The 14,110-nt window shown below is 43.3% G+C and carries 13 protein-coding genes; 3 read left to right on the plus strand and 10 right to left on the minus strand.

All coding sequences use genetic code 11. The features are described 5' to 3' along the window. Nucleotides 1-580: 580 nt before the first annotated feature. Nucleotides 581-1,363, minus strand: a complete 783-nt coding sequence (gene yaaA / locus ACIG3F_RS11950; protein ID WP_396470131.1) for a peroxide stress protein YaaA — start codon at nt 1,361-1,363, stop codon at nt 581-583. Nucleotides 1,364-1,486: 123 nt separating this feature from the next. On the opposite strand from yaaA, the gene ACIG3F_RS11955 reads away from it, so the two are divergent. After that, complete coding sequence (locus ACIG3F_RS11955; protein ID WP_396470132.1) at nt 1,487-2,119, plus strand: alpha/beta hydrolase; 633 nt, start codon at nt 1,487-1,489, stop codon at nt 2,117-2,119. Nucleotides 2,120-2,152: 33 nt separating this feature from the next. Here the strand turns inward: ACIG3F_RS11955 and ACIG3F_RS11960 are convergent, their stop codons facing one another. From ACIG3F_RS11960 to pheA, 5 genes are all read right to left on the minus strand, one after another. After that, on the minus strand, nt 2,153-2,695 hold the full coding sequence (locus tag ACIG3F_RS11960; RefSeq protein WP_396470133.1) for a GNAT family N-acetyltransferase: 543 nt from the start codon (nt 2,693-2,695) through the stop codon (nt 2,153-2,155). After that, nucleotides 2,683-3,045, minus strand: a complete 363-nt coding sequence (locus ACIG3F_RS11965) for a hypothetical protein (protein ID WP_253158698.1) — start codon at nt 3,043-3,045, stop codon at nt 2,683-2,685. The genes ACIG3F_RS11960 and ACIG3F_RS11965 overlap by 13 nt, the downstream gene beginning before the upstream one ends. 99 nt (nt 3,046-3,144) lie before the next feature. After that, nucleotides 3,145-5,391 carry a bifunctional prephenate dehydrogenase/3-phosphoshikimate 1-carboxyvinyltransferase gene (locus ACIG3F_RS11970; RefSeq protein ID WP_396470134.1) on the minus strand — a complete coding sequence of 749 codons (2,247 nt, stop codon included), beginning with the start codon at nt 5,389-5,391 and terminating at the stop codon, nt 3,145-3,147. Nucleotides 5,392-5,394: 3 nt separating this feature from the next. Next, nucleotides 5,395-6,486: a histidinol-phosphate transaminase gene (gene hisC, locus ACIG3F_RS11975; RefSeq protein ID WP_278357466.1), complete on the minus strand. Its 1,092-nt coding sequence runs from the start codon at nt 6,484-6,486 to the stop codon at nt 5,395-5,397. Nucleotides 6,487-6,552: 66 nt separating this feature from the next. Next, nucleotides 6,553-7,662: a prephenate dehydratase gene (gene pheA, locus ACIG3F_RS11980; RefSeq protein WP_004645570.1), complete on the minus strand. Its 1,110-nt coding sequence runs from the start codon at nt 7,660-7,662 to the stop codon at nt 6,553-6,555. 488 nt (nt 7,663-8,150) lie between these two features. On the opposite strand from pheA, the gene ACIG3F_RS11985 reads away from it, so the two are divergent. Continuing rightward, the gene (locus ACIG3F_RS11985; RefSeq protein WP_004731605.1) at nt 8,151-8,669 is read left to right on the plus strand and encodes a DJ-1/PfpI family protein; all 519 of its coding nucleotides are present in this window, start codon (nt 8,151-8,153) and stop codon (nt 8,667-8,669) included. 83 nt (nt 8,670-8,752) lie between these two features. Here ACIG3F_RS11985 and ACIG3F_RS11990 read toward each other — a convergent pair whose 3' ends face one another. Together ACIG3F_RS11990 and ACIG3F_RS11995 are read right to left on the minus strand one after the other, a co-directional pair. After that, the gene (locus ACIG3F_RS11990; RefSeq protein WP_114541957.1) at nt 8,753-9,895 is read right to left on the minus strand and encodes an acyl-CoA dehydrogenase family protein; all 1,143 of its coding nucleotides are present in this window, start codon (nt 9,893-9,895) and stop codon (nt 8,753-8,755) included. A 159-nt stretch (nt 9,896-10,054) separates the two neighbouring features. Then, nucleotides 10,055-11,398, minus strand: coding sequence for a dicarboxylate/amino acid:cation symporter (locus ACIG3F_RS11995; RefSeq protein ID WP_004731608.1), 1,344 nt, complete (start codon nt 11,396-11,398; stop codon nt 10,055-10,057). A 409-nt stretch (nt 11,399-11,807) separates the two neighbouring features. Here ACIG3F_RS11995 and ACIG3F_RS12000 point away from each other — a divergent pair, with 409 nt between their 5' ends. Next, nucleotides 11,808-12,809 (plus strand): glycosyl transferase family protein, encoded by a 1,002-nt coding sequence (locus ACIG3F_RS12000; RefSeq protein ID WP_005106493.1) that lies wholly within the window; start codon nt 11,808-11,810, stop codon nt 12,807-12,809. An 82-nt stretch (nt 12,810-12,891) separates the two neighbouring features. Here the strand turns inward: ACIG3F_RS12000 and ACIG3F_RS12005 are convergent, their stop codons facing one another. Beyond that, on the minus strand, nt 12,892-13,164 hold the full coding sequence (locus ACIG3F_RS12005) for a YeaC family protein (RefSeq protein ID WP_004278992.1): 273 nt from the start codon (nt 13,162-13,164) through the stop codon (nt 12,892-12,894). Between the two features lie 3 nt (nt 13,165-13,167). After that, nucleotides 13,168-14,106: an NAD(+) kinase gene (locus ACIG3F_RS12010; protein WP_004645573.1), complete on the minus strand. Its 939-nt coding sequence runs from the start codon at nt 14,104-14,106 to the stop codon at nt 13,168-13,170. Between the last annotated feature and the right edge of the window lie 4 nt (nt 14,107-14,110).

A 14,110-nucleotide genomic window follows, 5' to 3' on the forward strand; every position in this document is an offset into this window, starting at 1 on the left:
AATTATCAAAGTTCTGTTGCTTTAGCCTGTATATTTTTATGGCTACCTTTATAGGGTTAATTATGAACAGTAAATGTCAACAGACCCTAATTTTATGTCGTTTTATTTATTAATACTTAATTAATTTATAATTCTTTTTTCAAAAAATCGATCCTATTAAAAATCCTTTTAAAAAAAACTAAATAATTGAATTTAATATATTTTTTAAACCACCTAAAAGAAGTTTATTCAAAATTAAGATATGGAGATAAATGAAATCTAACCTATTCAATAGAAATTATTTCGATTTATTTTATCGGCCTTTTCCAAGAATGCTCAACTTTAATTTTTAGAATAAAATGATCTAAATAAGGGAGATTTTGCTAGGGATTTCAAGATGTTTAGCGATATTTTTTATTTTTAATTACCTTGAAGCTCTACCTGATATTCAAGAATTACAGATTTTATAGTTGTCATGATGCTGTCTATTATTCCCTACTCACATCACATGCATGTACATAGTTCAAGAACCTAACCATAATAACGACATCCCAATATCCGGCATATATATCCTCATGCTGAATACTGGGAATCATCTCATTTATGCACTCAGTTGTTCATCACGTTTGAACACCAGTTCTCCCTTAAGTGAACTGTCTGCATCGAAATAATAGCCATCGCTATTAAAAGCTTTCAACTCTTCGACACAATCAATTTTATTTTCAATCATAAAACGCGCCATGAGACCGCGTGCTTTTTTGGCATAGAAACTAATCACTTTATATTTACCATTTTTCTGATCCAGAAATAGCGGCTTGATAATGTCTGCCTGAATTTTGCGCTCGTTGACTGATTTGTAATATTCATCAGAGGCAATATTCACCAGGATTTCAGAATTTGCTGCTGCTAGATCCTGATTAATCAGATCAGTAATGTGATGCGCCCAGAACTCATATAGATTATGCCCGCGGGAATTGGCTAACTTGATTCCCATTTCCAGGCGGTACGGCATCATCAAATCCAAAGGTCGTAAGAGCCCATATAATCCAGACAACATACGTAAACGGTCTTGTGCATAGTGCAGATCTTCGTGCTTCAAACTATAGGCATCCAGACCAGTATAAACATCACCCTTAAATGCAAAAATCGCCTGACGGGCATTGGCTAAATTAAAATCTGGCTGCCAGTCATTGAAACGTGCGGTATTTAAGCTGGCAATTTTTTCACTGACACTCATTAAGCTGGAAATTTCTGTTGCAGAAAGTGTGCGACAAACTTTAATCAAGTCCTGTGAATGTTCTAATAATCTCGCTTGAGTAAATTGGTCAGTCGGTAATGGAGTATCGTAATCGAGAGTTTTGGCTGGAGAAATTAAAGCGAGCATGGCAACCTGGTCAAAAAATGATTAATCAAACTATATCAGTCTGCTTATTTTAATTCCAATTCATGTTTTTATTCACCATAATCGTTAAAATGCACGATTCTCCTGTTAATCATCGGTTTTTATATGTCCGAGCAAATTTTTCTTCAAGGGCCAGCAGGTCAGATTGAAGTTTTTGTGGATTATCCTCAGGGTGAAGTGAAAGGATTCGCGGTAGTTTGTCACCCCCATCCATTGCAAGGCGGTACACCACAACATAAGGTTCCGGTTTTACTGGCACAAATGTATCTGGAACGTGGCTGTATTGTGTATCGTCCAAGTTTCCGTGGTTCTGGTCAAAGTGAAGGTATACACGACGAGGGCTTCGGTGAGACGGATGACGTATTAGAAGTCATTCGTTTCGCTCGCAACCAGCATATTGCCCTGCCTTTTTATGCAGGTGGTTTTAGTTTTGGTGCGCATGTCATGGCAAAAAGTTATGCAGCCTTACCGGTAGAATTGCAACCAAAGCAAACCATTTTATGTGGTCTGCCGACTGCAACAGTTGCTGGTATTCGCCATTATATGACGCCCGCCATTAAAGGCGACATTCTGTTCATTCATGGCGAAGCCGATGAAGTAACTTTGCTCTCAGATATGATTGAATGGGCAAAGCCACAACGCCATTTAGTGACTATATTGCCTGGTGCCAACCATTTCTTTACCGGCTATTTAAAGCAATTGCGGATCGCAATGACCCGATACTTAGCGCTTGGCTAAATAAAAAAATCCATCAGATGATGGGTTTTTTTATTAAAAGACAAAATCTTCTGCAAAAATTTCATACATCACAGCCCGATATTTAGGCTTATCGATGTAACGGAGAATTTTCCCGCCCAAGCGATCTACAATTTTACGGCTAGCCCAGTTTTCTTCTGCTACCGGGTAGCTTAAGACTTGAATCCCTAATGTATTGAAAGCATAGGCCACAACACCATGCACTGCTTCACGTCCATAATGATAACCATGCGCAGTTTCACGAATCCAAATACCGACTTCAGGTATTTCATCATGAAGTCGATGCAAACCACATAGTCCAATAAATTCTTGTGTTTCAATATGACGGATCACAAATACATATTCTTTATGATCGGTCATATTTTCCAGCCAATTTTTCCAGACTGTTGCAAATTCCTGTTCAGATTCTGGTGCATCCCACGCCATAAAACGTGTCAAACTCGGCGTAATTGAAGCATAAACTTCTTCGGCATCGGCTGATTTAAAACGATTCAGGATCAGGCGTTTAGTTTGCAGTGTGGGCAAAGCTAATTGAGTCTGTTGAGTTAGCTCTTCCATTCAAACTCGCTAAAGCTTTCCTGCTCTTTTAGAGAGGTTTCCACTGCCTGTGCAAGCTGATTAAGCAGGCTTCTTTCGGTGATACGATCCAGCCAGTCCTGTTCTTCTTCAGGATATGAGGCAATTTCACAGACCAGATGCCCTTGTTCATCTCTGGTTTCGCAACTCACCGATAAAGGCAGCGCATGTTCTTCCACGCTGACGGCAACCTGAGCTCCACTTTGGCTTAAGGTCTGAAAACCATATTTGCCTAATTCTTCGGCAAGTAAGTGTGCTACATATTCCTGGGTTTCCTGACCATCCCGTGGTGTTTGGCTCTGGGTATTGGCCATGAATTTTAATTTTCGCATCGCTACTTCCAAATGGCTTTTTTCTTATATGGGTTTAGCATAAGCAATATAAACAAAACAGCCAAGCAAAAGCTTGGCTGTTTCACATAATTTTAAAAATTATTCTGACACTTGAATTGGCAGTCCTGCGATTGAGGTCAATTCTGTGAAGGTCGGGAAACTGGTTGCGACCGTTTCAGTACCGACAATCTTGATCTGCTCTGAATTACGCAAACCGGCAATCGAAAAACTCATCGCGATACGGTGATCATGATGCGATTCAATTTCACCACCCGTAAAGATTGGCGACCAGTCACCGGACTTACCCTTACCTTCAATGATGATGCCATCGTCCGTTGGGGTACAGTCGATGCCCATGGTTTGAAGACCATCCGCCATCACTTGAATACGATCCGATTCTTTGACACGCAGTTCAGCAGCGCCGGTCAAAATCGTCTGACCTTCAGCACATGCAGCTGCAATGAATAACGCCGGGAATTCATCAATTGCCAATGGCACCTGATCTTCCGGCATATGAATGCCTTTTAAGGTACGTGTACCACGAATACGAATATCTGCAATCGGTTCACCGCCCGCAATACGCTCGTTTTCAACTGTAATGTCCGCACCCATTTGCTTGAGGATTTCGATCACACCAGTACGGGTCGGGTTAATGCCCACCGCTTCAAGGGTGACATCCGAATTTTCAGTAATTGCCGCACCCACCATAAAGAAGGCTGCTGAAGAAATATCTGAAGGCACCTGAATATTGGTTCCAACCAGCTTACCGCCACCTTGCAGGGAAATTCGGTTGCCTTCAGTTTTTACTTCATAACCAAATGCACGCAGCATACGTTCAGTATGATCGCGAGTTGGTTCAGGTTCAGTCACCGAAGTTTCACCTTCCGCCCACAGGCCTGCAAGTAGAATCCCTGATTTCACCTGAGCAGAGGCCATCGGCAAATCGTACTGAATCCCTTTAAGGTTTTGGTTACCAGTGATGGATACAGGTGGTGTACCGCGTTCACCCGTGGTCTGAATCTGCGCACCCATTTCACGTAAAGGCTTGGCAATACGCTCCATTGGACGTTTGGATAAAGATGCGTCGCCAGTCATGACTGAATCAAATTTCTGCGCTGCCAGCATACCAGACAGCAAACGCATTGAAGTGCCTGAGTTGCCCATATAAATGGCAGACTGTGGTGCTTTAAGACCATGCATGCCAACGCCATGAATGGTGATTTCACCATTTTTAGGGCCTTCAATGCTCACACCCATATCACGGAAAGCTTGCAATGTCGCTAAAGCATCTTCACCTTCCAGAAAGCCAGTCACATGCGTGGTACCTTCAGCAATCGCACCAAACATGATCGAGCGATGTGACACAGATTTGTCACCTGGCACGGTAAATTTACCCTGAAATTTCTTGGCACCCGGCTGAATGGTAAATTGTTGTGTCACTTTATTTTTCTCCATGAAAGGTTTCTTGGCGAGCATATGGTTGAAATGCTGGCGAGCTGCCTGCGCATGACCCAATAAGCCCATCAATGCGTGGGAATCTTCATCTTCAATCAATTTGCGAATAATCGCGAGCTGCTGTTCAAAGCCATCTACAGCATTTAGAACTGCTTTTTTGTTGGCAAAAAAGATGTCATGCCACATTTGTGGATCACTGGCAGCAATTCGCGAAAAATCGCGGAAGCCACCCGCAGCATAACGAAATATATCTAAATTATCTTCACGCTTGGCCAGTTGTTCAACCAAGTTGAATGCCATGAGATGCGGAAGATGACTGGTATGCGCCAGCACTTCATCGTGCTTGTCGACATCCATACAAATCACTTCGGCTTTCGCCGCTTGCCACAGCTGAATCAGTTTATCGACGGCCCAGTCTGCACTGCTTGGCAGTGGCGTCAAGATCACCTTGTGATTGGCAAATAAATCAACTTTACCTGCATGCACCCCGGTATGCTCGGCACCTGCAATCGGATGGCCCGGTACAAAACCTTCAGGCAGTTCATCGCCAAAAACCGCTTTCGCTGCATCGACCACATTACCTTTGGTACTACCCACATCAGTAATAATGGTATTGGCAGATAAATAAGGCTTGATAGCTTCCAGCACCTTTTGCGTGGCACGTACCGGCAATGCCAGTACCACCAGATCAGCGCCTTTGACCGCCTCTACAGGATCGGCATAGCCTTCGGAAATCAGGCCAAGAGATTTAGCATCTTCCAAAGTCTTTTGTGAACGTGTCGATGCAACAATGTCATTGGCCAAATGCTCGGCTCGAATGACACGCGCCAGACTTGAACCAATCAGTCCAAGCCCGATAAATGCAACTTTTTCAAACAGTGGCTGCGACATGGTCTAAGCTTTTGCCTCTAAACCGAGTACTTTAGCCAATGCGCTCAAGAATTTCGCATTTTCTGCTTCAGTACCAATCGATACGCGAATGTGATTTGAAATACCGACCGGACGCACAATCACCCCTTGCTTGAGCAAACCATTGAAGGTTGCTGATGGGTCAGCCTGCACATCCACCAGAATAAAGTTGGCACGTGAAGGCACATAGTTAAGACCCAAAGCCTTAAAGCCAGCTTCAAGTTGCGCCATACCGGCTTTATTTACTTCACGAGAACGCGCGATAAAATCTTCATCTTTCAGTGCAGCCACCGCAGCCACCATCGCAAGATGGTTAACGTTAAATGGCTGACGAATACGATTCAGATAATCCGTCACTTCTATTGAAGCCAGAGCAAAACCAACACGTAGTGCAGCCAAACCATAACACTTAGACAAAGTACGGCTAACGATCAGGTTTGGATATTGCGCAAGGAATTTCAAGCTGTTGAAGTTTTCCGGGAAATATTCCACATAGGCTTCATCCAGAACCACAATCACATTGGCAGGAACTTTTTGCATGAAAGCTTCAAATTCAGCTTCTTCGAACCAAGTTCCAGTTGGATTGTTCGGGTTTGCAATGAAGACGAGTTTGGTATTGTCCTGAATGGCAGCCGCCATTGCTTCCAAGTCATGCGAGAAGCCTTTTGCTGGTACTTCGATCGCTTGTGCATTAATGGCTTGAGTCACCAATGCATAAACTGCAAAGGCATGCTGGCTATACACCACCGAATCATTTTCTGAAACGAATGCGCGGGCAAACATTTCCAGTAAGTCGTTTGAACCATTCCCCAAGGTAATCTGATCGTGATTAAAACCAAACTGGGTTTTGATCTGATCTTTCAGGATAAAACCACCACCATCTGGATAACGGCCAATTTCAGCAATTTCCGCAGCGACCGCTTCTTTGACTTTATCTGAACAACCCAGCGGGTTTTCATTTGAAGCCAGTTTGACGATATCAGTAAGACCCAACTCGCGCTCAAGTTCACTGATTGGCTTACCCGGTTGATATGGCTTTAATTTTGAGATGCCTGAATTGGCTGGAACAAACGACATTTTAGACTTCCAATTTTAAGTATAAAACAGTGGTCAGCACCCTCGCCCTGACCACGGATAGCTGACTTAAAGTACAGCTGCAGGATATGAACCAAGCACGCGAACTTCTTTCACCAAAGGACGAATTTCTTCAATGGCTGCTTTCACGTGTTCCTGCTCAATATGGCCTTCAAGATCAATGAAGAACACATAAGCCCATTTTTCAGGAAGTGCAGGACGGGTTTCAATGCTGGTCAGACTGATATTGTGCTTGGCAAACGGCGCCAGAATTTCCAGCAAAGCCCCGGCACGATCATGTGCTGAGATTAGTAATGAAGTCTTGTCATTACCACTTTGTGGCACTTTTTCACGGCCAATCACCAGGAAGCGTGTGGTATTTTCCGGATTGTCCTCGATATTGCTATGCATGATTTCGAGGTCATAGATACTCGCGGCAATTTCAGAAGCAATTGCAGCAGAATGCCATTCATTACGAATACGGCGTGCTGCTTCCGCATTGGAACTTAAAGCGACACGTTCCACACCTGGATAATGAGCATCCAGCCACTTACGGCATTGTGCCAAAGTCTGCTGATGCGCATAAATCTGTTTGATGCTGTCTTTACGGGTATTTTCAGAAATCAGGAACTGATGGTGAATCGGTAATTCAACTTCGCCAATCACATTCAGGTTCGATGTTTTAAAACAGTCCAAAGTATGGTTGACCACGCCTTCAGAGGAATTTTCTACCGGCACCAGACCATAATGGGCACTGCCTGCTTCCACGTCACGGAAAACTTCATCAATGGTCGGTAAAGGACGAACCACAGCATCATGACCAAAGTGCTTGAGTACCGCAGAATGGGTATAAGTCCCGACTGGTCCAAGGAAAGCAATGCTTTGCGGAGCTTCGAGTGCCAGACAGGCCGACATGATTTCACGGAACAGACGTGCCATGGTGGTATCAGACAATGGCCCTTCATTACGTTCCATGACATTACGCAAAACCTGAGCTTCACGTTCTGGACGGTAAAACAGCGGATTCTCTTCTGAGGCAAATTTTGCTTTTGCCACTGCTTCAGCCAAACGTGCCCGACGGTTAATCAATTGCTGAATTTGCTGATCAACAGAATCGATATCTTCACGAATTTTTGCCAAATCAAGAGAAGTCGTGGTGTTTTGATCGTCGTTGATCATTGTTCTGTCGCCCTTCATAAACCTTATCTGTTCAGTATAACAATAGTGAGCTTTCAAATGTTACGCAATATGGCATTGGTAGATTAAGTCTTAAAAACATACAGTTGATTTTAACCGTTTATCGCTTTTAGTCATATCTGGTAACATTTACTTCAGCTTTTCTGCTTGATTTACATTATTAAATTGTAAACTTTGCCTGTCCATATTAACTGATTTTAAGGAAGATGAAATATCACTATTTCTTAATCTATATAGCGGTTTTAAACATAAGAAAATTAAAATAATTGCTTTTCAAACGTCATTTTTGAACCATTCATATCTAAGATAGATTTCACAATAAAATGCACACTCTACAATCCCATTTTTATCGACTTCTCTTTGATTTCACTTATTTTTTACATTAAATCACTACTCACTTACAAAGCAGAGACGATTTTTTAACCAATCACAGATAGTCTAAATTTAAAACAAGCGTTTGGGTGTCAGTCATGCCAAAAAGAATAGCTGTACTTTTGACGAATAATTTTGAAGATCAGGAATATCTTGAACCCGTTGCAGCCTTGCTTGAAGCAAAGCATAGCATCTGTAATATTGAGTTTAATGCAGGAAACGTGGTCTATGGTTTGCATGGCTGTTCTGCAGTGACGATTGACCGGGGCATCGAACAAATCAGTATTGATGATTTTGATGCCTTGCTGATTCCTGGCGGTGAATCTGCAGTTTCCTTATCTACCGATCTCCGGGTGCTGCAGTTTATTCAGGCTTTTAATCAAGCCAAGAAAACCATCTTTAGTTTATGTGATGCATCATTATTACTCTGCGAAGCAGATGTGCTAAAAAATCGAATTATTACCAGTATTCGCGCGCATGCCAGTCGCGTACAACGTGCCGGTGGAACGTATTATGATGCAGAACTGGTGAATGACAATAATCAGTTGATTTCATCTCGTCTACCCAATGATTTACCCATTTTTATTCATGAATGTTTGGATGTTTTAAAATCATAAAGTCTTAAAAAATATTTCCCATCTTGGCTATGCTCTCTCCTACAAAAAAGAGTCCTTCAGGACTCTTTTTTATGGTTGAGCTATTAACGTCCTAACAGCCCGCGAGCCACAATCTCTTTCATAATTTCATTGGTACCCCCATAAATCCGCTGGATCCGCGCATCAACGAAGAAACGTGAAATTGGATATTCAGTCATATAGCCATAACCACCAAATAATTGCAGGAGATTGTCCGCGATTTTCATCTGCATATCGGTAGAAAAACTTTTCAATGCCGCTGCAGTTTCTACATCCAGCTTCCCTTGCATATAAAGCTCAAGATTCTGGTTATAAAAAGCTGCGGTCGCCAATTCATCAATTTTCGCTTGTGCCAAAACAAAACGAGTATTCTGAAATTGACCGATCGCCTGACCAAAAGCCTGACGCTCTTTCACATATTGTGTGGTCACATCGATCGAGCCACGAATGGCGCCTAGAGCGGTGGCAGCGATGGCGGTACGCTCACGTGGCAATTCCTGCATCAGGTAAGCAAATCCCTGTCCCGGCTGACCCAGTAATTGGTCCTTTGGCACTTTAACATTGTCGAAGAACAGTTCAGACGTATCCTGAGCATGCAGACCAATCTTGTCCAGATTAGTGCCTTTTTTAAAGCCTTCCAGATGGGTATCGACCAGCAGCAATGAAACGCCTTTAGCTCGGGCTTGAGGATCGGTTTTGACCGCAAGCACCACCAAGTCAGCATGCTGACCATTGGAAATGAAGGTTTTTGAGCCATTTAACAGATAATATTCATCCTGCAAGATGGCACTAGTACGCATGGCTTGCAAATCTGAACCTGCACCTGGCTCGGTCATGCCAATCGCACCGACCACTTCACCGGTGACCATTTTTGGTAACCAGTATTTTTTCTGTTCTTCAGTACCAATATGCAGGATATACGGTGCTGCAATATCGGAATGACAAGACAGACCTGTGGCAATGGCACTGTATCCGGCACGTGCAGATTCTTCGATCAGCATCAAGGAATAATCGGTCGGCACCCCATAGCCACCATATTCTTCTGGAACATCGACACACAAGAAGCCATTTTCACCGAGTGCATTCCAGACTGAACGCGGCATCAGACCTTCACGTTCCCACTGGTCGTAGTACGGTGCGACATGTTCGTTCATAAAGCGTTTAAAATTATCGCGGAATAATTCTAGATCGGCATCGTAGGCAAGCATTCTATTGTCCTTGTTGTTTATCATTTTAGTTTCCTTTTCACAGACTATCGACTTTCCTGCTCCCTGTCATGTGCCGGCATTCATCTTTTTACTAACTTCACAGTCAATAAAAAAGGGAAGCCGAAGCTTCCCTTTTAGACATGAAAGACAGACTCAAAATTAGTGAGCGTTATTGCCTTCTTGTGCCATTTTTTCGTCAATTTCTGCAGGATTTGCTAAAGCATAGTTCAGCTTGTCCATATCTAACTGGCCCACCCATTTCGCAACCACTAAAGTCGCCAAAGAGTTGCCGACCAGATTGGTCAAGGCACGAGCTTCAGACATGAAACGATCGATACCGAGAATCAATGCCAGACCTGCAACAGGAATATTCCCTACAGCAGCCAAAGTTGCCGCCATCACAATAAAGCCTGAACCAGTCACGCCTGCCGCACCCTTAGATGAGATCAGAAGTACCAGAAGCAGGGTAATTTGATGAGACAAGTCAAGTTGCGTATTGGTTGCTTGCGCAATAAAGATTGCAGCCATCGTCAAGTAAATCGACGTACCATCCAGGTTAAATGAATAACCAGTTGGAATCACCAGACCTACCACCGACTTCTCTGCACCGGCAAGTTCCAGTTTCTTCAACATACGTGGCAGTACTGATTCTGAAGATGACGTCCCCAGTACAATCAGAAGTTCTTCGCGAATCAGGCGGATCATCTTCATGATGCTGAACCCTGCGAAACGCGCAATTGAGCCCAATACGATGAAAATAAACAGTACGCAGGTAACATAGAAACAAATGATCAACTGTGCCAGCTGAGCAAGAGAACCAATACCATATTTACCAATTGTAAACGCCATTGCACCAAATGCACCAATTGGAGCAAGTTTCATCACCATGTTCACGATGTTGAAAAACACATGTGAAATCTGGTCGATGAGTTTCAGGACTGGCTTGCCTTGATCACCTAGCTTATGCAGTGCAAAACCAAAGATGATCGCGAACAATAGAACTTGCAGGATTTCGCCTTCTGCAAATGCGCCCACAACCGTATTTGGAATGATGTTCATCAGGAAGTCGATAGTCGATTGTGACTCACCTGAAGCGACATATTTACTGATGCCAGTGGTATCCAGTGAAGCAGGATCAACGTTCATGCCCACACCAGGCTTGACGATGTTAATCACGACCAGACCGATGACCAAAGCAATCGTGGATACGATCTCGAAGTAAAGTAAAGCCACACCACCAGTTTTACCCACTGATTTCATGCTTTCCATACCTGCAATACCGCTGACCACGGTACAGAAAATCACAGGTGCGATAATCATTTTAATCAGACGGATAAATGCATCACCAAGCGGTTTAAGCTGTTCGCCCAAGCCAGGGACATGCTGTTCTACGCCATTGATAATTTGCGTACCACTAGGCGAAAAATGCCCGACCAGAATACCTGCGATAATGGCCACAATCACTTGAAAATACAGTGACTTATAAATTGGTTGTTTCGCCATAATAAATCTACTTGAACGATATCAAAAATAAGAAAGACCATTTTGAGAAATATACTGACCTCTTCATCCCTTCTCAGGATGAACCGGATCAAGTCTCAAAAGGCTCAAGAGAATGTTCAAAAATGATAATCAGCCATGCATTGAATCTGACACTCAAGTATCAGACCAAAGTATTAAATGGGAGAAAGAGATTAAGAAAAATTAAACAGACTCTAAAAATTGCCTAAATTTTACCGAATATTCAGACTAAATGTGCATAACTTATTATGCGCTTGTTTATGTTTTAACCAGAATAGATTAGACATTAGTCGATAATCAGATTTAACTGATTGTTTTACGTATACTGAAATGTTTATGGATTTTCACCCTCTCCCTTGACATTAATATTTTCTGCAAGCTGTAAAAAGTTATGAATACCAAAAGAAATATTTATAAAGATTTCGAACATCCCTTTGCCCAATATGTACGCATTGTGGGTAAAGGGAAAAATGGCGCCCGCTCTCTCTGCTATGATGAAGCCTATCAAGCCTTCAGTATGATTTTGAAAAATGAAGTGCTGGATGTGCAGTTAGGTGCATTCTTGATGTTATTGCGGGTCAAGGAAGAATCTGTAGATGAGTTGGCCGGTTTTGTACAGGCGACACGTGACCAGCTGAGTTTCAAAAAACTGGATGTCGATCTGGACTGGTCTTCATATGCGGGCAAGCGCAAGCATTATCCATGGTTTATTCTGGCAGCCCTGACACTGGCCAAGCATGGTTATAATATTGTGATGCATGGTGCCTCGGGCCATACCATGAACCGCGTTTATACCGAACAGGTGCTGACTTACTTAGGCTATCCAATCTGTCAAAATGATGCCGAGGTTGAACAGCAACTTCTACAACAGCATTTTGCTTACATACCGTTAGAAGTAATTTCTCCGATTCTTGCAGACTTGATTGCGCTGCGTAATGTCATGGGCTTACGCTCCCCAATTCATACCCTGGCGCGTCTGATCAATCCCTTTAATGCCAAAGCGACCCTGCAAGCCATTTTCCATCCAGCATATCGTGGTTCGCATCAGCAAGCAGCTTTCCGCTTGGGCTATAAAAATAGTGCCGTGATTAAAGGTGAAGGGGGCGAATTCGAGCGTAATCCGGATGCCAAAACGCTCATCTGTGGCATTAAAGATGGCCTGCTCTATGAGCATGAATTGCCAAAGCTCACTGACAACCGCAGTCCAATTGAAGAAGAACTGGATCTGGCGCTATTTAAGGCTGTCTGGGACGGTCAGCAAAGCCATGATTATGGCGAGATTGCAGTGATAGAAACTATGGGCATTGCGCTATATACCATGGGCGTGTGTGACAGCTTTGAAGCTGCGATGCAAAAAGCCAAAATCTTATGGGCGAATCGCCACACGGTTTAATCTTGTGCAAAAGAAAAAAGCATTGTTCAGTGAATGAACAATGCTTTTTTTAATTGTATTGCTATTGGCTGGGAATTAAGCCTTAAACAAAACGAATCGGCTTGAATTCAGGTTCATTCTTGTGATGATCATCATCACATTCCTCACCTTCTTCTTTAGTACCGCGGTCGATATAACCGCTGCGCTCATTTTCAGGCAGGTTTTTCATTTCCCAGGCATAGACTGCCTGCATACAGGTCTGACGCTGTTCTGGTGTCAAGGCTACACCGTTTGGCCACTTTCCAATTTCGACTGCTGTTCTTAGGCGTTCAACAATCTCAGGATTGAGTACGGCAAGCATTTGTTCAATATTCATGATTTAATCCTGCTTAAAATAATCAAAGTCCTGATTCCACCCCAGTTTGGTTCGACAGGCATTATAAAAGTCATAACCCGGTGGATGCAGAAGATTCAGTTTAAATGGATGCTTGCGAATATGGACGCTATCGCCCACATTCAAAGACACACTGTGTTGCCCATCCGCACTAACCATCGGCAGTACGCGATTTTCACGAATCAGTAATTTAATTTCACTATGTCCACCAACCACAATCGGGCGTGAAGACAAGGTATGCGGATGCATCGGCACCAAAGCAATCGCATCCATGCTTGGATGTACAATCGGGCCACCACCAGAAAGTGCATAAGCTGTAGAACCAGTCGGCGTAGAGACTATCAGGCCATCACTGTGCTGACGATAGACATATTGTCCATCAATATTCAGCTCAAAATCGATCATATGCACCGATTTTCCTGAATGTAGCACCACATCATTCAGGGCAATGGCATCGTAAATCACTTCGCCTTTGGAGCGAATTTCGACTTCGAGTAAAAAGCGTCGCTCAGTCTGAAAGTCACCCTTTAATACTTGATCCAGCTTGAAGATCACTTCGGTCGGCTTGATATCCGTTAAAAAACCCAGACGACCACGGTTAACCCCGATCACTGGGGTATTGTACTTGACCAAGGCACGTGCTGCATGTAATAGCGAGCCGTCGCCGCCCACGACAATCACCAGATCCACCACCTCACCCAACAAGGCACGACTGACGGTTTGGGTATTTTGATAGGGAACAAGTTCAGCTGTCGCTGCATCAAAAACTGGATGTAGGCCTAAATTGAGAAGATGATCGTGAATAAGGCATAAGGTTTCAACCACCGACGATTTATCAGGACGTCCTATTAACCCGATATTTCGAAAGGTCTTATGGGAAATTTGCACCAGTGTCGTCGCTCCGCTACGAATCCTGCTTATCATAACA

The organism is Acinetobacter sp. NPDC052428 (genome assembly GCF_044547685.1).
In the GTDB taxonomy this organism is placed as follows: domain Bacteria; phylum Pseudomonadota; class Gammaproteobacteria; order Pseudomonadales; family Moraxellaceae; genus Acinetobacter; species Acinetobacter lwoffii_G.